Below are 17,402 nucleotides of genomic sequence, written 5' to 3'. Positions count from 1 at the left end.
GCGCCGTGCGACAGCACTGGCTGCGATCCAGAGCGACAAGTTGGATTCTCGTGTGTGATACACACAACCTAAATTACTGCTTCTTCCAAGATTGGTTGTGCTGCGAAGCCAGCACAACAACCCTCTTTGCCTGATGACCATAGCGAGTCGGTCCCACCCCTTCCCATCCCGAACAGGACCGTGAAACGACTCTACGCCGATGATAGTGCGGATTCCCGTGTGAAAGTAGGTAATCGTCAGGCTCCCTAAGCCAGAAACCCCCGCCCGAAAAGGCGGGGGTTTTTGCATTGGTGCGGCGGAAATGCGTGAGTGATCGGGATCGGTGGCATGGCCGGAACCGGGCGCAGAACGCGTTCAGGCGCCATCCGTTCTCGATCGATCGGTAGTTCTGCGCCACCGAACGCTCCCGACGCGTTCCCCATTTCACTCCATGTCCCTTGGAACCTCTTCCCCAAGTGCGGCACGGTGGGTCATACCGGCTTCCTTCTGCCTCACGAGTCAGATCGTGATCCGCAAGATCGGAAAGAACCTGCCCGGGACGACGCTCGATTCCTTTTCGCCGATTTTTTCAGCCCCGATCGTCAGATAGAACGGAACCGCATTGGGATCGGCTTCGATCACAAAGCTCCTGATCCCTCTCGCAGCGCTTTCCTTGCGGACCGCTTCCCACAGCGCACGGGCGACACCCCGGCCCATGTGGTCGGGATGGACGAACAGCCATCCGGGTGTCGGGCGATCCGATTCCGATGACGCCCTGACCCAGAACCCGATGATTGCCTCCGCGGATTCCGCGACGTAACCGATCGACCCGTCGATCGTCTCCGGTGCAATCGTGAGATCGCCCTGCCACAAGTCGAGCCAGTCCTTCGCATAGCCCCAGTGTGCCTTCGAAATGCGAGCCAGACGCGTGAGTTCGTCCGCGTCCGCGGTACGGGCAGCACGTACGGTAAATGGTTTGTGCATTTCGTCTCCTGTCATGGTCGACACCTTCGTCGAGGTATCGTCCGGCTCGCATCGACTCAAACAACTCCGGATTCGCAGCTTGCCGACTCGAAGGGAGGCGAACTCGACGCGACTACATGACCTGCGATGCGTGTCCGGCGACGACGCGCCAGCCGGCGCCCGATCGACGCCACAGCCGAGTATAGGCAAACACGCCGTCGAATGCCGTGCCGTCGAAATGGCCGGCGAGCGTCGCCTTCGTTGTGGTCAGGATCATCTCGCCGATCGCGCAGGCGCGCGTTTCTTGCACCTCGAGCGTGTCGAGACGCAGCAGATTCTCGCGATGCGCGGCCAGGTCGTCTTCCTTCGAGATGACCTGGCCGGTCGGAACGGTGAACACCAGGTCGTCGTCGAGCAACGCTTCGAGTGCTTCGACATCGTTGGCCAGCATCGCGGCGCGAAGCGCGGCTTCGCTGGGTTCGATGACTGTACGGATTGCATCCATTTCCGGGCCTCGCATCGTCTCTGAAGGTTTGTGGTTCCGTGCATAACGAGCCACGACGGCAGGCAACATACCGCACTGACGGATACCGCTTACCGCGTGGCCGACAACGATTGACGCCGGACCAGCATCACCACGCAGATGCCGATCGACGCAACGACGTTGACGGCCGGATAGAACGCGACCGCGATACCCCACGTACTCAATGCCAGCAGTGCCAACGCGTACTTGAGCACGCACAGCGCGAAATACGCGAGGCTCTCGCTCCACGGATCGCGGATCGTCTTGCGGACGGTGGGGCCGAGGCCGGCAAGCTCGATCAGCGTCACCAGACAGACGGAAATCGTCGGATCGTCAGTCAGCATCCAAAGCGGAATGGTCGACAGGGCCGCGACCAGGAAAAACCAGTCGACGCGCGTCCAGCCGCGTTCGCCGCGAAACATGCTCGCGACCAGCGTCAGAAAGCATGTCACCGCAATCGCCGCCGTGCACCATGCGGACGGCCCGGCCCCTGCGACGAACTGGCCGGCAGCCGCGATCGCCGTGACGACCGACCACACGAGCCATGTGAACAGATGCGGACGAACGGTGCGCCGGTAGATCGCGAGCGCATACGGAATCGCCGCCAGCAACGACACGGCCGTTCCGATGACGCCAAAGATCGAAGCGGCACCCTGATCGACATTCCCCATCGAACGCATCCTTGTTCGCACCGTCCGACCAGTATGTGGTCGGACGGGCCGCGGCGCAATGTCGTGCCGGCCCGGCGTCGCACCGGATGTCACGTTGCATCGCACCGGAAAGCCGACGAGATCGCGCGCAAACAAACGGCACCGGCATCGTGCCGTGGCAGGGAAACCCACTGCACGCGCGCAGGATGAATAGAAATAACCTCTTCAATGAGAAGAAAAACTGTTCTTTCAAATCGCTTTTTGATGATCGACAGTTTGTCGACCGGACGACTGCAGCGATTCACGGCGGTCATGAGCATCGGTTGCGCCCGCTGGCGTCGTTCGTCGGGTCGAGTTCAGGCGGAGAACAACGCACAAACGCCTGGTCGTCAAAACGGAGTCTTGAATGAACCCAACTTCAGCAGAAAACCATCAGCACGCGGACTGGAGACGTCTCGCGGCGCAAGTCGAGCCGAGAACGCTCGCGCATATCGGCGGCCGCAGCGTGCCGGCCCGAAGCGGCCGGACGTTTGCCGCAATCAATCCGGCTACCGAGGCCGTCATCGCGGAAGTTGCGTCGTGCGATACCGCGGACGTCGACGATGCGGTGCGGGCCGCGCGTCACGCGTTCGAATCCGGCGTCTGGTCGCGCTGCGCACCGGCGGAGCGCAAGCGTGTGCTCTGCCGGCTCGGCGAGCTCATCGCATCGCACGGTGCGGAGCTCGCACTGCTCGACTCGCTCAACATGGGCAAGCGCGTGGCGGACGCATTCAGCATCGACGTGCCGGCCGCAGGAGGGCTGTTCAGCTGGTACGGCGAAGCCGTCGACAAGTTGCACGGCGAAGTTGCGTCGACCGACTCCGGCAACCTCGCGGTCGTCACGCGCGAACCGCTCGGCGTTGTCGGCGCGGTGGTGCCGTGGAATTTCCCGCTCGACATGGTCGCGTGGAAAGTGGCGCCGGCGCTGGCGGCCGGCAACAGCGTCGTGCTGAAGCCGGCGGAACAATCGCCGCTGTCCGCATTGCGTCTCGCCGAGCTGGCGCTCGAGGCCGGCCTGCCGCCGGGTGTGCTGAACGTCGTGCCGGGCTATGGCGAAACCGCGGGGCGGGCGCTCGGGCTGCATCCCGACGTCGACGTGCTCGCATTCACGGGCTCGACGGCCGTCGGCAAGAGATTCCTCGAGTACGCCGCACAGTCGAACATGAAGCAGGTGTGGCTCGAGTGCGGCGGCAAGAGCCCGAACCTGGTCTTCGACGACGCGGACGATCTCGATCTTGCCGCACGCAAGGCGTGCTTCGGCATCTTCTTCAACCAGGGCGAGGTGTGTTCCGCGAACTCGCGGCTGCTGGTCCAGCGTTCGATTCACGATGCGTTCGTCGACCGCCTGATTGCGCATGCCGCCGCGTTCATGCCGGGTGATCCGCTCGATCCGGCGAGCGGCATGGGGGCCATCGTCGACGAGCAGCAGCATCGGCGCGTGCGTGAGTGGATCGCACGCGGCCGCGACAGCGCGACGCTCGCGATCGGCGGAGGCGCGCCGCGCGTCGACGGCAAGGGTTACTTCATCGAGCCGACGATCTTCATCGACGTGAAGCCTGACGACGCCATCGCGCGCGAGGAGATCTTCGGGCCGGTGTTGTCGGTGATGGCATTCGACACCGAGGACGAGGCCATCCGGCTCGCGAACGACTCGATCTATGGCCTTGCCGCGTCGGTCTGGACCGGCAGCCTGTCACGCGCACACCGTGTGTCGGGCAGGCTGCGCGCCGGCACGGTGTCCGTCAACACGGTCGACGCGCTGAGCGCGCAGACGCCGTTCGGCGGGTTCCGCCAGTCCGGCTTCGGCCGCGATCTTTCGCTGCATGCGATCGACAAGTACACGGGCCTGAAGACGACCTGGATCAGTTACTGATTCGACGCGGCGGGCCGCAAGCGGCCGCGCCGCGCTACACGACAACGCCTTTATCCACACAACGAACCGGAGACTCGCCCATGAATGCGCCCAACTTTCCGCATCGTACGACGCAGGACTATCAACGCAGTGACGCCGCGCATCACCTGCATGCGTTCGTCGACCAGAAGGCGCTGAACGAGGAAGGCGCGCGCGTGATGGTACGCGGCGAAGGTGTCCATCTATGGGATAACGACGGCAACCGTTACCTGGACGGCATGTCCGGGCTCTGGTGCACCAACGTCGGCTATGGTCGGCCGGAGCTGATCGACGCCGCCGCGCGGCAGATGAAGGAACTGTCCTACTACAACATGTTCTTTCACACCACGCACCCGTCGGTGATCGAATTGTCGGAGCGTCTGTTCGCGCTGCTCGGCGATCGCTTCAGTCACGTGGTGTATACCAATTCGGGATCCGAATCGAATGAGGTGCTGATTCGCACCGTACGGCGGTTCTGGGACGTGATGGGCAAGCCCGCGAAGAAGGTGCTGATCGGCCGCGTGAACGGCTATCACGGCTCGACGGTGGGCAGCGCGTCGCTGGGCGGCATGGCATTCATGCATGAAATGGGCGACCTGCCGATTCCGAACATCACGCACGTTGACGAACCGTACTGGTACGCGAATGGCGGCGATCTGAGCCCCGAGGCATTCGGCAAACAGGCCGCGCTGTCGCTCGAGCGCAAGATTCTCGAGATCGGCGCGGACCGTGTCGCCGCGTTCGTCGCGGAGCCGTTCCAGGGGGCGGGCGGGATGATCTTTCCGCCGGACGGCTACTGGCAGGAGATCGAGCGCATCTGCCGTCAATACGAGGTGCTGCTCTGCGCGGATGAAGTGATCGGTGGCTTCGGTCGTACCGGCGAATGGTTCGCGCACCGCCATTTCGGCTTCGAGCCTGACCTGATCTGCATGGCGAAGGGGCTGACCTCGGGTTACGTGCCGATGGGCGGGCTGATCATGAGCCGGCGCGTGGGCGATGCGCTGGTCGACAAGGGCGGCGTCTATGCGCACGGGCTGACCTATTCGGGGCACCCGGTCGCGGCCGCCGTCGCGCTGGCCAACCTCGACGTGCTCGAGCGCGAAGGCCTCGTCGAACGGACGAAGACCGACACGGGGCCGTATCTGCAGAAGGCGCTGCGCGAGGCGTTCGACGGCCATCCGCTCGTCGGCGAGATCCAGGGCGTGGGCGCGGTCGGCGCGATCCAGTTCGCGAAGAACAAGGCGACACGCGAGCGCTTTGCGAACGAGGCGGACCTGACCTGGCACAGCCGGACGGTCGGGTTCGAACTCGGCGCGATTGTGCGTTCGACGAATGGCCGCCTGATCGTTGCGCCGCCGCTGGTGATCGATCACGCGCAAATCGATGAACTGGTCGACACGATGCGCAAGGCCGTGGATGCCACCGCGCGGGAAGTGCTCGGGATCGACTGCTGACCGTCGAGCGACGCGCTTCCGTCGGGCAACAGACGGGCGGAAGCGCACCGAACCACGGGCTCCGCGTCGGAGGCCGGCCGGATTCGCTCATCCACAGGAGCGGCTGGCCGACACGTTGAGAGTGGGGTGACGCAGGCGGCAGTCATGTAAAGCGATGCGTTATCGACCGCCTATTGATCAGGAATGCAAATGAGAATAAAGCGTTCATTGCAGGACCCGCGCTTCACGTGCACCAGGCATTCCGGGTCACCCTCCAGCCACCGAACCCGCGAACACCACAACATAAACAAGGAGACGAAATGAGTCAGGGCGAGTCCATTGCTCATCTCGAGGAAAGCACCATCCAGCCGATTCCGCTGACCGAGCGCCACGGCAGCGCGAAGGACCTGTTCACGATCTGGTTCGGATCGAACATCATGATGCTGACGATCGTCACCGGGTCGCTCGCGACCACTGTGTTCAAGCAGCCGTTCTGGTGGGCGGCGCTCGCCACGCTCGTCGGCAGCCTGATCGGCGCGGTCTTCATGGCGCTGCATTCCGCGCAGGGGCCGCAGCTTGGCGTGCCGCAGATGATCCAGACTCGCGGGCAGTTCGGGTCGTTCGGCGCGCTGCTCGTGGTCGGGCTGGTCGTCGTGATGTACGTCGGCTTTTTCGCATCGAACTGCGTGTTCGGCGGGCAGGCGCTGCACAGCCTCGGCGCCGGCATTCCGCTCGATGCGGGCGTCGTGGCGATCGGCCTGATCAGCCTGCTCGGGTCGATCTACGGCTACAAGCTGATCCACGCGTATGCGCGGCTGCTGAGCTGGTGCTCGGGCAGCGTACTCGTGCTGGCGTTCGCATGGATCATTTTCGTGCACGGATTGCCCGCCGATACCTTCTCGAAGCATTCGCTGAACCTGTCCGGCTTCCTGGGCGCGATGTCGGTCGCCGCGCTGTGGCAGATCGCTTATGCGCCTTACGTGTCGGACTATTCGCGCTACCTGCCGCCCGATACCGGGCCGCGCACGGCGTTCTGGTCGAGTTACTGGGGCTGCGTGCTCGGCTCGTTCTTCCCGATGCTGCTCGGCTGCCTGGTGGGCCTTGCGACGCCCGACGGCAATGTCGTGAGCGGCCTCACGGGCCTCACGCAAGGGATCAGCGTACTCGTGATCGTCGTGCTGTCGTTCGGCATCGCGGCCAGCAATGCGATGGAGCTGTATTGCGGCGCGCTGTCGGCCATCACGGTGCTGCAGACGCTCTTTCCGTCGTGGTCGGGCAAGGCGCGTGCACGGGCGATCACCGCGATCGTCCTGTGCGCGATTGCGCTCGCGATCGCGTTGTTCGGGCAGGACAATTTCCTCGCCGGCTACACGAACTTCATTCTGCTGCTGCTTTACGTGCTCGTGCCGTGGACCGCGATCAACCTCGTCGACTACTACCTCGTCTGTCACGGCGAGTACGACGTCGATTCGTTCTTCCGGCAGGACGGCGGCATCTACGGACGCTTCAACACGATCGCCGTCGGCTCGTATTTCATCGGCATCGTCGCGCAGGCACCGTTCATGGCGACCGATCTCCATACCGGCGAACTGGCGAGCCGGCTCGGCGGTGCGGACGTGTCGTGGATCGTCGGTTTGTCATTGACGTCGCTCGTCTACTACGCAGGCTGCAAGCTGTTCTCGCGGCCGCTGCGGGATATCGCCAGCGTCGACGGCGTTTCCCGCTGAGTGCGGGTCACGTCACGGCCTGAATGTCCGCAGGCGCTCGGCGTGGGCTTCGAGCCCGTCGAGGCCGAGATAGTGGCGGAGCTTGCCGGCGCGGACCCGGGCGATGTCGGTCTCGAGTTCGTGCAGCAGCGTCGCGATCGCCGAACGGCAGGCAGACGCCGCATCGACGCCTCGGGCCGACAGTGCGGCGCCGATCAGGCGCGCGCTGTCGGTGCCGCCGGCGGCGACGCAGCGCGCCATCGCGTCGGCATCCGGCTGCACGCCTGCGTCGAGCAGCGCGCGAATCAGCGCGGGCGGCACCGTGCCGGACACGGACGCCAGCGAATCCGGCGCGACCGGTGCGCCGGATTCGAGCAATGCGCTCGCAGCGACAAATTTCTTTCGCCGCAGCGCATAGTCGGTCGGGTTCGAGCTGCCGGCGAGTGCCGCGCCGAGATTCGCGATGAGCGGTACCAGTTGCACGGTGAGCGCGGCGTCGTCGTGGTCGATCGCATGTCGCAATGCGTGGCGCGCGAGCGCCGGTTGGGCGGCGAGCGTGCCGTCGGCGAACGGTGTGCGCCAGTCGATCACGGCCCGGCGATAGAACGCGATCACCTTGTCTCCCAGCGATGCCGACAGGCCATGCTCGGTCTGGCGTTCGTCGATATAGTCGAGCAACGTCGCGCCGGTGCCGTTTTCGCCGCCGGGCTCCAGCGGGTCCGCATCGAGCTGCAGGGCGCCGAATGCCGCGTACAGGTCCGGCGCGACCGTCGCGAGGCCGTCCTCGTGCATCGCGCCGCGCCACGCGGGCGGCAGCCCCTGTTTCCACGCGAGCACGTGGCCGCGATCCTTCGCATCGGGGTCCGTCACGACGTAGATGCGGTCGCAGTACTCGAATCCGCCGAACGGCAACACGTCGAGCCTGCCGCTCCACGGGCGTGAATGCTCGTCGGCGGCTTCCTCGGCCAGTTCGAGTTCGTGGTCGATCCAGCCTTCCAGGTCGCGGTAGCCGTTGCTGCCGTTGTAGAACAGCTCCCCCCAGCTGATGGCTTCGATGTGTCCGTTCATCTCCAGCGTCAGGTCGTAGTCGAGGCTGCCGCCGGCCGTCGTGCGCCACAGCTCGAGCAGTGCGGGCGGAAGGTCGCCGTGACAGCGGGCCTGCACGGCCGCGATCTGGTCGGCCGGCATCGGCGGCTGAGCGTCGAAGATCACGCGGTCGGCAAACAGCACGATGCCGTGCGCGCGCAGGTCGGCCAGTTCAGTGTCGGAAAAGTCGGTGGCTTGCATCTGAGCGGGAGCGGTAGTGGTGGGTCGTGTCTTCGCCGTCGCTTGCCGACAACCATCGACAACGAACGGCAGCCGGCTGGCAGCATCGTATCAGCGTCGAGCGAGTGTTTCCATGTCGGCCCTGCACGCCAGTCAACGGCTGCCTGCCGCATCATCCGCTCGCACTTCCCGGTTCCGCCTCGGCCGCATGCACGTCCCGACGGAACGCGCCGGGACTCGTACCCGTCCATTTCCGGAACGCGCGATGAAACGCGCTCGGCTCGGTGAAGCCGAGCTCGACCGCGATCTCCGCGACGCTGAGCGTGTGCCCGCGCAGCAGCGACTGGGCGAGCGCGCCGCGCAACTCGTCCTTGATTGCCGCGAAGCTTTGTCCTTCGCTGCGCAGACGCCGCCGCAGCGTCGCGGGCGTCGTGCCGACGCGCACGGCCAGCGTATCGAAGTCGGGCCACTCGGCGGCCGGCAGCATCTTCAGCTGCGCACGCGTTTTCGCGACCCAGCCCGTATCGTGCCGGTAGCGCACGAGCAGGTTGCCGGGCGCGCCGCGCAGGAAGGTCTTCAGCGCCTGCTCGGAGCGGATCGTCGGCAGTGCGAGGTAGGCGGCGTTGAATGCGAGCCGGCTGTCGGGCCGGTCGAAATGCACGGGCACGCCGAAGAACTGGTGATAGTCGCTGCGCTGGTCGGGGCTCGGGCACGCGAAGTCGATGCGTTGCAGCGGGATGCGCCGGCCGATCAGCCAGCATGCGACGCCGAGGAGCATCAGCCAGAACGTCCGGTACGCGAACGCCGGGTAGGGCGCACCCGTCTGCGTCAGCACGATCTGCGCCTGCCCGTCGGCCACGACGAGCTCGCCGTGCGGCTCGTCCAGCACCACGCGCAGGAACTGCAGCGCGCGCCGCAGCGCCTTGTCGAGCGTGCCGGCGTGCAGCACCGCGTGGCACAGCAGCGTGAAGCTGCCGTGCCGCATCGGGCGCGCGGCGAGCCCGAAGAATTCGTCGTCGAGGGTGCCGGCGATCGCAAGCCATAGCCTGCCGTACTGCTGCGGCGTGACGGGCTCGCGCACGGCGGCCGGCAGGCCGGCAGCGCGCAGCACGGGCGCCGTCGCGATGCGTTGCCGGCGCAGGCACGCGAGCGCGTCGTCGACGAAATCCGGCGAAATCATCTGCGGCCCCATTTTCCTGCATCCTCTCGACATGGCAAAAGCGATCACGATTCTAGATTCTGTTTGTCATTGATTGCAATGTGCGGGCTGTCTACTATCGAGCTATCCCCGTCGCGCCCCTGGCTCGCCGGGGGCCATAACGCACAGGAGACACGCATGCCTGATGGAGCTACCGCCCGGGCGGTGCCGGCCTACGCCGACGCCGTGGCCCGATTCAGTATCGAGACCGCCGCGCAGCAATTGCACGGCGACCTGGAGCGCGGCCTGAACGCGTGCGTGGAATGCTGCGACCGGCACGCGTCCGCGGACGCGATCGCGCTCGACTGGATCGACGCCGGCGGGCAGCACCGCCGCTACACGTTTGCGCAGATGAAGGCGCTGTCGGCACGCGTTGCGAACCTGCTGGTTGCGCAGGGCGTGAAGCCGGGCGACGTGGTGGCGGGCCTGTTGCCGCGCACGCCCGAACTCGTCGCGACGATCCTCGGCACGTGGCGCGCGGGCGCCGTCTACCAGCCGCTGTTCACCGCGTTCGGCCCGAAGGCGATCGAGCACCGGCTGCGCATGAGCGACGCGCGCCTGGTCGTGACCAACGTCGCGAATCGTGCGAAGCTCGACGAGATCGCCGCTTGCCCGACCGTTGCGACGGTACGCGAGCCGGGCGAGACGCTGCCGGAAAACGACATCGATTTCCGTGCGGCGCTCGATGCGCGGTCCGACTCGTTCGAACCGGTGCTGCGCAAGGGGTCGGACCTGTTCATGATGATGTCGACGTCGGGCACGACGGGTTTGCCGAAGGGCGTGCCGGTGCCGCTGCGCGCGCTGCTCGCGTTCAGCGCGTACATGCGCGAAGCGGTCGACCTGCGTGCGGGCGACCGGTTCTGGAACATCGCCGATCCGGGCTGGGCATACGGGCTCTATTACGCGATCACGGGCCCGCTGATGCTCGGCCACGCGACGACGCTCTACGAGGGCAGCTTCACGGTCGACAGCACGTACGACGTGATCGAACGGCTCGGGATCACGAGCCTCGCCGGCTCGCCGACTGCGTTCCGGATGCTGATGGCGGCCGGGACGGAAGCGGCGGCGCGGCTGAAGGGCAAGCTGCGCGTGGTCAGCAGTGCGGGCGAGCCGTTGAATCCGGAAGTCGTGCGCTGGTTCGACGCGGCGCTCGGCGCGCCGATCTACGATCACTACGGACAGACTGAACTCGGGATGGTCGTGAACAACCACCACGGCCTCGCGCATGCCGTCCACGCCGGTTCGGCCGGCTTCGCGATGCCCGGCTACCGCGTCGCGGTGCTCGACGAAGCGAGCCGCGAACTCGGCCCCGGCGAGCCCGGCAACCTCGCGATCGACATCGCGCGCTCGCCGCTGCTGTGGTTCCACGGCTACTGGCAACAGGACACGCCGGCAATCGCGGGCGGCTATTACCGGACCGGCGACAACGTCGAGCTCGAGCCGGACGGCACCGTGAGCTTCATCGGCCGCGCGGACGACGTGATCACGTCGTCCGGCTACCGGATCGGCCCGTTCGACGTGGAAAGCGCGCTGATCGAGCATCCGGCCGTGAGCGAGGCCGCCGTCATCGGCGTGCCCGATGCGGAGCGCACGGAGATCGTCAAGGCGTTCGTCGTGCTGTCGAACGACTTCGACGGCACGCCGGCACTGGCCGAGGAACTGAGCCAGCACGTGAAGCGGCGGCTGTCCGCTCACGCCTATCCCCGCGCGATCGACTTCGTCGATGCGCTGCCTAAAACCCCGAGCGGCAAGATCCAGCGCTTCGTGTTGCGCAAGATGGAAGCCGACAAGGTCGCTCAACCCTGAACACACACTGTACGGATTGCGAATGAATATCAAGGATCGCGTTTTTCTGATCACGGGCGCCGGGTCGGGCCTCGGCGCCGCGGTGGCGCGCATGGTGGTCGCGGAAGGCGGCAAGGCCGTGCTGCTGGACGTCAACGAAGAGGCCGGTGCGGGCCTCGCGCACGCGCTCGGCGAGGCTGCACGCTTCGTGAAGACCGACGTGACGAGCGAAGCCGACGGCCAGGCGGCCGTTGCCGCCGCGCGTGACGCGTTCGGCCGCATCGACGCGCTCGTCAACTGCGCGGGCGTCGCGCCGGGCGAGAAGGTGGTGGGCCGCGAGGGTCCGCATTCGCTCGACCGCTTCGCGCGCGCGGTGTCGATCAATCTGGTCGGTACGTTCAACATGATCCGGCTGGCCGCCGAAGCGATGTCGAAGCAGGACGCCGATGCGGAAGGCGAGCGCGGCGTGATCGTCAACACCGCATCGGTCGCGGCGTTCGACGGGCAGATCGGGCAGGCTGCGTATGCGGCATCGAAGAGCGGTGTCGTGGGCATGACGCTGCCGATCGCGCGCGAGCTCGCGCGGTTCGGCATTCGCGTGGTGACGGTCGCGCCGGGCATCTTCGCGACGCCGATGATGGCCGGCATGCCGCAGGACGTGCAGGACGCGCTCGGCAAGAGCGTGCCGTTCCCGCCGCGGCTCGGCCGCCCGGAAGAATTTGCGGCGCTGGTGCGCCACATCGCCGAAAACACGATGCTGAACGGCGAAGTCATCCGTCTCGATGGCGCGTTGCGCATGGCACCGCGCTGACACTGGAGGAAGCGAATCATGACGACTCAGGATCCGATCGTAATCGTTGGCACGGCGCGTACGCCGATGGGTGGTTTTCAGGGCGACCTGGCGGCAGCCAGCGCGAGCGACCTCGGCGCAGTGGCGATTCGCGCGGCGCTCGAGCGCGCGAACGTGCCGGCCGAGCGTATCGATGAAATCGTGTTCGGCTGCGTGCTGCCGGCGGGCCAGGGCCAGGCACCGGCGCGGCAGGCCGCGCTGAAGGCCGGACTGCCGCTCGGGGCAGGCGCGACCACGGTCAACAAGATGTGCGGCTCGGGGATGAAGGCCGCGATGTTCGCGCACGACCTGTTGCTGGCGGGTTCGGCCGGTGTCGCCGTCGCGGGCGGGATGGAGAGCATGACGAACGCGCCGTACCTGCTGCCGAAGGCGCGCGCGGGGATGCGGATGGGTCACGGGCAGGTGCTCGATCACATGTTCCTCGACGGGCTCGAGGACGCGTACGAGAAGGGCCGCCTGATGGGCACGTTCGCGGAGGACTGTGCGCAGGCGTACCAGTTCACGCGCGACGCACAGGATGCGTTCGCGATCGCGTCGCTGACGCGCGCGCAACGCGCGATCGCCGAAGGGCATTTCGTGTCGGAGATCGCGCCGGTGACCGTGAAGGCCGGCAAGTCCGAAACCGTCGTGTCGATCGACGAACAGCCGGGCAAGGCGAAACTCGACAAGATCCCGACGCTCAAGCCGGCGTTCCGCGAAGGCGGCACGGTGACGGCCGCCAATGCGTCGTCGATCTCGGACGGCGCGGCCGCGCTCGTGATGATGCGCCGCTCGGAAGCCGAGCGCCTGGGCCTCACGCCGAAGGCCGTGATCGTCGGGCATTCGACCTACGCGGACAAGCCGGGCCTGTTTGCGACCGCGCCGATCGGCGCACTGCGCAAGCTGTCGGAGAAAACCGGCTGGAACCTGCGCGACGTCGACCTGTTCGAGATCAACGAAGCGTTCGCGGTGGTGCCGATGGCCGCGATGCGCGATCTCGACCTGCCGCACGAGAAGGTCAACGTGCACGGCGGCGCGTGTGCGCTCGGCCATCCGATCGGTGCGTCGGGTGCGCGCGTGATGGTGACGCTGCTGGCCGCGCTCGAGACGCATGGCCTGAAGCGCGGCATCGCATCGCTGTGCATCGGCGGCGGCGAGGCGACGGCCATCGCGATCGAGCGGGTCGCTTGACGCGTAGCACGCACGTAACGATGCACACGCGCGATACGGCACGCTGACCGTATCGCGCTACGGGCGGAGGGCATCGCGCAGGCCGTCTCTGCGCGTTGACCTTCGCCCGCTTCGTTTTCAGTGAATGCCGATTCGCGTTGCGCTATGCCTTCGCGTGCGGCGATACCGCACCGCATGCGCGAATCACGAGCTGCACGACCTGCTCGGTCGTCTCGGCGAACGCTTTCTGCGTGAACGCACGCTTGCCGCTCAGCGCGCGGATCTGCGCATCGAAATCCGCATAGTGCTGCGTGGTCGCCCAGATCAGGTACATCAACGCGTTCGCATCGATCGGCGCGAGCAGCCCGCGCGCGATCCAGCCTTCGATCACCTTCACGCGTGTGTCGAACCAGGGCTTCACGCGTTCCGACAGGATGTCCTGCATGTGCGCGGCACCGTGGATGATCTCGTTGGCCCAGACCTTCGAGCCGAGCGGGCGCCGTCGCGACAGATCCATCTTCGCGCGCACGTAGCCGCCGATCGCTTCCACTGGATCGTCGCCGGTCTCGAACGTGCCGGCCGCGCGGTGCCAGTCCTCGAACAGGTCGTCGAGCACGCGGCGGTACAGCGCGAGTTTCGTCGGGAAGTAGTAATGCAGGTTGGCTTTCGGCAGGCCCGCGCGCTCCGCGATCATCGCGGTGCTCGCGCCGTCGAGTCCGCGTTCCGCGAACACGGCCTCTGCACACGCGAGCAGATGCGCTTCGTTGGACTCGCGGATGTGTGCCTTGCGTCGCCGCAAAGGCGCGGACGTTTCGTCGCTGTCGGTCGCTTCGGCTGCCGCCTCGTCATGTCTCATCGTTACCCTCGCGCGGCGGGCATGCCGCGTTGGGCTTCATTCTAGCCGCTGATCCGCGTCGAACGCACGCATGCGGAAACGGCGCATCCACAGCGATGCTGCGTTGCGATGGCACGTTTCTCGCTCTATCGGTCCACGAAAGAAAGACGTTGCTTTGGTCATTTTGATCGTCTAAAACCTGTCCAATCGGACAGGATTCGACGAGCGGCGGAAGGCAGTTCCGTCGATTCGTCGGACGAACTTCGCACACGACCGGGACATGCACCGCGCATGGGCGGGATTGCCCCGAAACAGGTATTGCACGCACCGGCACAGACCGGGCTGACGACATCACCGACCCCACAGGAGCGATACGAATGAACGCGGTATCGGAAACAGTGAAGCGGGCAGCTTTCGACACGTCGATCAAGGTCGACGGCAAGCGGTTGTGGGACAGCCTGATGGAAGTCGCGAAGATCGGCGCGACGCCGAAGGGCGGCGTGTGCCGCCTCGCGCTGACCGATCTCGACAAGGCCGGCCGCGACCTGATCGTCGGCTGGGCGAAGGCCGCCGGCTGCACGGTGACGGTCGATACGATGGGCAACGTGTTCATGCGCCGCGCGGGCCGCGTGGCCGATGCGGCGCCGGTCGTTACCGGCTCGCACGCGGATTCGCAGCCGACGGGTGGCCGCTTCGACGGCATCTACGGCGTGCTCGGCGGCCTCGAGGTCATTCGCAGTCTCAACGATCACGGCATCGAGACCGAGCATCCGGTCGAGGTCGTGATCTGGACCAACGAGGAAGGCTCGCGCTTCGCGCCCGCGATGGTCGCATCCGGCGTATTCGCGGGCGTCTTCCCGCTCGAATACGGGCTGTCGCGCAAGGACGTGGACGGCAAGACGATCGGCGAGGAACTGGCGCGCATCGGCTACGCGGGTGACGTGCCGTGCGGCGGGCGCAAGCTGCACGCGGCGTTCGAACTGCATATCGAGCAGGGGCCGATACTCGAGGCGGAGTGCAAGACGATCGGCGTCGTCACCGACGCGCAGGGGCAGCGCTGGTACGAGATCACGTTCACCGGCCAGGAAGCGCATGCGGGGCCGACGCCGATGCCGCGCCGGCGCGATGCGTTGCTCGGTGCGTCGCGCGTGGTCGATCTGGTGAACCGGATCGGCCTCGATCATGCGCCGTTCGGCTGCGCGACGGTCGGCATGATGCAGGTCTACCCGAACTCGCGCAACGTGATTCCCGGACGCGTGTTCTTCACCGTCGATTTCCGTCATCCGGACGACGCGGTGCTCGCGAAGATGGATGCTGCATTGCGCGACGGTGTGGCGCGCATCGCGGCCGACATCGGGCTCGAGACCCAGCTCGAGCAGATTTTCTATTACAAGCCGGTCGCGTTCGATTCCGCCTGCGTGGAAGCGGTGCGCGGTGCGGCCGATCGCTTCGGCTACTCGCATCGCGACATCGTGTCGGGCGCGGGGCACGATGCGTGCTATCTCGCCCAGGTCGCGCCGACGTCGATGGTGTTCGTGCCGTGTGTCGACGGGATCAGTCACAACGAGATCGAGGACGCGACGCCCGCATGGATCGAGGCCGGCGCGAACGTGCTGCTGCACGCGATGCTGTCGCGCGCATGCGAGCCGGCTTCATGACGCAGGGACCGTAGCAGCCGGCAGGCTGCGTACTGCCTGACCGTAGCATTCCTGATAATGATGACCGCCCCGACTGTGCATTCGCAGCCGGCGGGGACGGCTTTGTCTCCACCCAGTCGAAGGAACGCGTATGACCACCAAGCCAACCGGCGATATCGCCGCGCATCGCCTGTCGTCCACGCAACTCTCGTGCGAATTCGCCGATATCGCGCCGCTGCTCGATCCGACTGCGGCAGCGGCCGCCGCCAGCCGCTGCCACTACTGCTACGACGCACCGTGCGTGCAGGCCTGCCCGACGCAGATCGACATCCCGAGCTTCATCCGCAAGATCGGCAACGGCAACCTGAAGGGCGCCGCGACCGACATCCTGTCGGCGAATCCGCTCGGCGGGATGTGCGCACGCGTGTGCCCGACCGAGATCCTGTGCGAAGGCGCATGCGTGCGCAATCATCAGGATGCGCAGCCCGTTGCGATCGGCGCGCTGCAGCGGCATGCGACCGACTGGGCGATGGCAACCGGCGCGGTGCGCTTCACGCGCGCACCCGACACGGGCCGCCACGTCGCAGTGGTCGGCGCGGGGCCGGCCGGGCTCGCGTGTGCGCACCGGCTCGCGATCGCCGGGCATCGCGTCACGCTGTTCGACGCACGCCCGAAGGCCGGCGGTCTCAACGAGTACGGGATCGCCGCGTACAAGACCGTCGACGATTTCGCGCAACGTGAAGTCGAGTGGCTGCTGTCGGTGGGCGGCATCACGCTGCAGACCGGCGTCGCGCTTGGCCGCGACATCACGCTGGACGCGCTGCGCGAGCAGCACGACGCGGTGTTTCTCGCGATGGGCCTCGCCGGCGTGCGCGCGCTCGCGATCGACGGCGAACAACTGGACGGCGTGATGAACGCAGTCGACTTCATCGAGCAGGTACGGCAGGCCGACGCGCTGGAGAACGTGCCGGTCGGGCGGCGCGTGGTCGTGATCGGCGGCGGCAACACGGCCATCGATGCGGCGGTGCAAAGCCGCAAGCTCGGCGCCGATCGCGTGACGATGGTGTACCGGCGTGGCGTGGACGCGATGAGCGCGACGTGGGCCGAGCGCGAATTCGCGCAGAAGAGCGGCGTCACGCTCGTCACGCACGCGAAACCCGTGCGCATGGCGGGCGCGAACGGGCAGGTGACGGGCGTCGAGTTCGAGGCGGCATCGGGCGAGCGTTTCACCGTCGACGCGGACATGGTGCTGAAGGCGATCGGCCAGACGCTGGTGCCGGACGATGGCGCAGCCGCGCTGCTGACCGCGGACGCGACGCGTATCGCGGTGGATGCGGACGGGCGCACCGCATGGCCCGACGTGTGGGCCGGCGGCGACTGCGCGGCGACGGGCGGCATCGACCTCACGGTGCAGGCCGTGCAGGACGGCAAGCGCGCGGCAGCGTCGATCGACGCTGCGCTCGCGCAACGCGACGCGAAGGCCGCGTGAGCGCACCGC

At 66.5% G+C, this 17,402-nt stretch carries 15 protein-coding genes and 1 rRNA gene; 10 read left to right on the top strand and 6 right to left on the bottom strand.

The features are described 5' to 3' along the window. Positions 1–129 precede the first annotated feature (129 nt). Positions 130–242: ribosomal RNA gene (rrf, locus tag VK92_RS33040) — 5S ribosomal RNA — on the top strand. Positions 243–498: 256 nt separating this feature from the next. On the opposite strand, the gene VK92_RS33035 is transcribed toward rrf, so the two are convergent. From VK92_RS33035 to VK92_RS33025, 3 genes are all read right to left on the bottom strand, one after another. Continuing rightward, positions 499–963: a GNAT family N-acetyltransferase gene (locus VK92_RS33035; RefSeq protein ID WP_197094501.1), complete on the bottom strand. Its 465-nt coding sequence runs from the start codon at positions 961–963 to the stop codon at positions 499–501. Between the two features lie 112 nt (positions 964–1,075). Further along, the gene (locus tag VK92_RS33030; protein WP_048029033.1) at positions 1,076–1,447 is read right to left on the bottom strand and encodes a nuclear transport factor 2 family protein; all 372 of its coding nucleotides are present in this window, start codon (positions 1,445–1,447) and stop codon (positions 1,076–1,078) included. An 89-nt stretch (positions 1,448–1,536) separates the two neighbouring features. Further along, positions 1,537–2,136: a hypothetical protein gene (locus VK92_RS33025; protein WP_048029039.1), complete on the bottom strand. Its 600-nt coding sequence runs from the start codon at positions 2,134–2,136 to the stop codon at positions 1,537–1,539. Positions 2,137–2,147: 11 nt separating this feature from the next. Here VK92_RS33025 and VK92_RS42165 point away from each other — a divergent pair, with 11 nt between their 5' ends. The 4 genes from VK92_RS42165 to VK92_RS33010 all read left to right on the top strand — a co-directional run bounded on the left by VK92_RS42165 (position 2,148) and on the right by VK92_RS33010 (position 7,205). Continuing rightward, a complete protein-coding gene (locus VK92_RS42165) occupies positions 2,148–2,525 on the top strand; it encodes a hypothetical protein (protein ID WP_131723351.1) in 378 nt (125 codons plus the stop codon). After that, complete coding sequence (locus VK92_RS33020) at positions 2,522–4,027, top strand: aldehyde dehydrogenase (RefSeq protein WP_048029029.1); 1,506 nt, start codon at positions 2,522–2,524, stop codon at positions 4,025–4,027. Before VK92_RS42165 ends, VK92_RS33020 begins: the two co-directional genes overlap by 4 nt. Positions 4,028–4,107: 80 nt before the next feature. After that, on the top strand, positions 4,108–5,499 hold the full coding sequence (locus VK92_RS33015; protein WP_048029027.1) for an aspartate aminotransferase family protein: 1,392 nt from the start codon (positions 4,108–4,110) through the stop codon (positions 5,497–5,499). A 299-nt stretch (positions 5,500–5,798) separates the two neighbouring features. Continuing rightward, a complete protein-coding gene (locus tag VK92_RS33010; protein ID WP_021156769.1) occupies positions 5,799–7,205 on the top strand; it encodes a purine-cytosine permease family protein in 1,407 nt (468 codons plus the stop codon). Positions 7,206–7,217: 12 nt separating this feature from the next. On the opposite strand, the gene VK92_RS33005 is transcribed toward VK92_RS33010, so the two are convergent. Then, a complete protein-coding gene (locus tag VK92_RS33005) occupies positions 7,218–8,471 on the bottom strand; it encodes an SMI1/KNR4 family protein (RefSeq protein WP_048029025.1) in 1,254 nt (417 codons plus the stop codon). A gap of 151 nt (positions 8,472–8,622) precedes the next feature. Continuing rightward, the gene (locus VK92_RS33000) at positions 8,623–9,642 is read right to left on the bottom strand and encodes an AraC family transcriptional regulator (protein WP_048029024.1); all 1,020 of its coding nucleotides are present in this window, start codon (positions 9,640–9,642) and stop codon (positions 8,623–8,625) included. Positions 9,643–9,786: 144 nt separating this feature from the next. Between VK92_RS33000 and VK92_RS32995 the strand changes: the two genes are divergently transcribed. Genes VK92_RS32995 through VK92_RS32985 form a run of 3 tightly spaced genes read left to right on the top strand, consistent with a single transcriptional unit; the run spans position 9,787 to position 13,453 of the window. Then, a complete protein-coding gene (locus VK92_RS32995; RefSeq protein ID WP_021156772.1) occupies positions 9,787–11,454 on the top strand; it encodes an acyl-CoA synthetase in 1,668 nt (555 codons plus the stop codon). 22 nt (positions 11,455–11,476) lie between these two features. Further along, positions 11,477–12,244 carry a 3-hydroxyacyl-CoA dehydrogenase gene (locus tag VK92_RS32990; RefSeq protein ID WP_048029023.1) on the top strand — a complete coding sequence of 256 codons (768 nt, stop codon included), beginning with the start codon at positions 11,477–11,479 and terminating at the stop codon, positions 12,242–12,244. 18 nt (positions 12,245–12,262) lie between these two features. Then, positions 12,263–13,453, top strand: a complete 1,191-nt coding sequence (locus VK92_RS32985) for an acetyl-CoA C-acetyltransferase (protein ID WP_021156774.1) — start codon at positions 12,263–12,265, stop codon at positions 13,451–13,453. Positions 13,454–13,595: 142 nt separating this feature from the next. Here the strand turns inward: VK92_RS32985 and VK92_RS32980 are convergent, their stop codons facing one another. Continuing rightward, the gene (locus VK92_RS32980) at positions 13,596–14,288 is read right to left on the bottom strand and encodes a TetR/AcrR family transcriptional regulator (RefSeq protein WP_048029022.1); all 693 of its coding nucleotides are present in this window, start codon (positions 14,286–14,288) and stop codon (positions 13,596–13,598) included. Between the two features lie 356 nt (positions 14,289–14,644). Between VK92_RS32980 and VK92_RS32975 the strand changes: the two genes are divergently transcribed. Together VK92_RS32975 and VK92_RS32970 are read left to right on the top strand one after the other, a co-directional pair. Then, positions 14,645–15,925 carry a Zn-dependent hydrolase gene (locus VK92_RS32975; protein ID WP_021156778.1) on the top strand — a complete coding sequence of 427 codons (1,281 nt, stop codon included), beginning with the start codon at positions 14,645–14,647 and terminating at the stop codon, positions 15,923–15,925. A gap of 130 nt (positions 15,926–16,055) precedes the next feature. Further along, positions 16,056–17,393: an NAD(P)-dependent oxidoreductase gene (locus VK92_RS32970; protein WP_048029021.1), complete on the top strand. Its 1,338-nt coding sequence runs from the start codon at positions 16,056–16,058 to the stop codon at positions 17,391–17,393. Positions 17,394–17,402: the final 9 nt, after the last annotated feature.

The sequence above is a fragment of the Burkholderia sp. LK4 genome, assembly GCF_001043615.1.
Classification (GTDB): Bacteria; Pseudomonadota; Gammaproteobacteria; order Burkholderiales; family Burkholderiaceae; genus Burkholderia; species Burkholderia cepacia.
Note: the sequence above shows the minus strand (reverse complement) of the source record. Positions and strands in the feature narration are given on the sequence as shown.

What these genes read in the sequence shown, in the direction of transcription:
- VK92_RS32985 (WP_021156774.1), top strand. Translation starts at nt 12,263, where the DNA reads ATGACGACTCAGGATCCGATCGTAATCGTTGGCACGGCGCGTACGCCG.
- VK92_RS33035 (WP_197094501.1), bottom strand. Translation starts at nt 963, where the DNA reads ATGCACAAACCATTTACCGTACGTGCTGCCCGTACCGCGGACGCGGAC.
- VK92_RS33030 (WP_048029033.1), bottom strand. Translation starts at nt 1,447, where the DNA reads ATGGATGCAATCCGTACAGTCATCGAACCCAGCGAAGCCGCGCTTCGC.
- VK92_RS33000 (WP_048029024.1), bottom strand. Translation starts at nt 9,642, where the DNA reads ATGGGGCCGCAGATGATTTCGCCGGATTTCGTCGACGACGCGCTCGCG.
- VK92_RS32970 (WP_048029021.1), top strand. Translation starts at nt 16,056, where the DNA reads ATGACCACCAAGCCAACCGGCGATATCGCCGCGCATCGCCTGTCGTCC.
- VK92_RS33015 (WP_048029027.1), top strand. Translation starts at nt 4,108, where the DNA reads ATGAATGCGCCCAACTTTCCGCATCGTACGACGCAGGACTATCAACGC.
- VK92_RS33010 (WP_021156769.1), top strand. Translation starts at nt 5,799, where the DNA reads ATGAGTCAGGGCGAGTCCATTGCTCATCTCGAGGAAAGCACCATCCAG.
- VK92_RS33025 (WP_048029039.1), bottom strand. Translation starts at nt 2,136, where the DNA reads ATGGGGAATGTCGATCAGGGTGCCGCTTCGATCTTTGGCGTCATCGGA.
- VK92_RS32990 (WP_048029023.1), top strand. Translation starts at nt 11,477, where the DNA reads ATGAATATCAAGGATCGCGTTTTTCTGATCACGGGCGCCGGGTCGGGC.
- VK92_RS32995 (WP_021156772.1), top strand. Translation starts at nt 9,787, where the DNA reads ATGCCTGATGGAGCTACCGCCCGGGCGGTGCCGGCCTACGCCGACGCC.
- VK92_RS32980 (WP_048029022.1), bottom strand. Translation starts at nt 14,288, where the DNA reads ATGAGACATGACGAGGCGGCAGCCGAAGCGACCGACAGCGACGAAACG.
- VK92_RS33005 (WP_048029025.1), bottom strand. Translation starts at nt 8,471, where the DNA reads ATGCAAGCCACCGACTTTTCCGACACTGAACTGGCCGACCTGCGCGCG.
- VK92_RS32975 (WP_021156778.1), top strand. Translation starts at nt 14,645, where the DNA reads ATGAACGCGGTATCGGAAACAGTGAAGCGGGCAGCTTTCGACACGTCG.
- VK92_RS33020 (WP_048029029.1), top strand. Translation starts at nt 2,522, where the DNA reads ATGAACCCAACTTCAGCAGAAAACCATCAGCACGCGGACTGGAGACGT.